A 1,152-nucleotide genomic window follows, 5' to 3' on the forward strand; every position below is an offset into this window, starting at 1 on the left:
CGATCGCTATGAATAAGTGGATGCTCATCCTCTTTTAATTTTTGTATGGCTAGTGTCATCGTTTGAAAAACAAGTTTATTGTTATTCGAGTGCCCTAATACATAACTCACAATCGAATTATCGTATAAATCAATAATGGCGCTTAAATAAGCCTTTTTGCCATTCTCATATTTAAATTCCGTGACATCTGTACACCATTTTTGATTCGGTTTATCTGCTTTGAACTTGCGATTGAGTATGTTTTCTGCTACATAATCTGGATTCGATTTACGATATTTTTTTCGTTTTCGACGAATCACCGATTTTAATCGACACATTTTCATCAAACGATAAATACGTTTTTTATTTACCTTCGGTAAATCTACTTTTTCACGATGACGATTGATTGTAAGTGTGATGCGACGATATCCATAAATCCCATCTACTTGTGTATAAAGGTACTGAATTGATTCTAGAAGCTGTTCATTCTCGATTTCTCGTGCTGATGACTGACGGTTCAACCACTTATAATAAGCAGCACGTGTAACATCGGCAATTTCACATAATAAAATGATTGGCAGTGCTTCCTTCGCTGCTAATTCTTGAATGGCAATATAACGGCTATGTATACGGCTTTTACTTAACGACGCCTCCTTTCGATTTCCTCTAACTTTTTTAAGAAGAGATTTTCTGCACGTAATCGTTCATTTTCACGTTCCATACGTTGGATTTCTAAACGAAACTTGTCTTCAGTGCTTAACTCTTCTTCTAACTTTGTACGCCCACGGCGATCATGCAAGCCTAATTCCCCGTATTTTTCGAATTTTTTTACCCATTGATATACTTGTTGGTAAGAAACCGCATATTGTTCAGCTGTTACTTGATAATTCTTATCGTTGGCAATACAAACTTGTGCTATTTCAATGCGCTCTTGTACTGTTGTTTTTCTACCTTTAGTCATAGTTTGGCTCATTCCTTTACCCGAATCTTTTAATTCACTATGACTAGTATACTTTTTTATCCAATTCCTTAAAACCGATCTACTAGAAAGTCTATACTTTCTTACAACCTCTCTTAATGAAAATTCGCCTGAAAGATAGTCTCGGACAGCCGCTAATTTTAATTCCTTAGCATAACGATTCTGCTGGTTTAATCGTTCAAGACCCTCTTCTC

General features: G+C 35.9%; 1 pseudogene. It reads right to left on the reverse strand.

From position 1 onward, the window contains the following. A pseudogene (locus tag ACOMCU_RS28010) lies at window positions 1-1,152 on the reverse strand (IS3 family transposase); the annotation flags it as partial.

Origin of the sequence: Lysinibacillus sp. UGB7, assembly GCF_049058285.1 — a bacterium.
GTDB classification, from domain to species: domain Bacteria; phylum Bacillota; class Bacilli; order Bacillales_A; family Planococcaceae; genus Lysinibacillus; species Lysinibacillus sphaericus_B.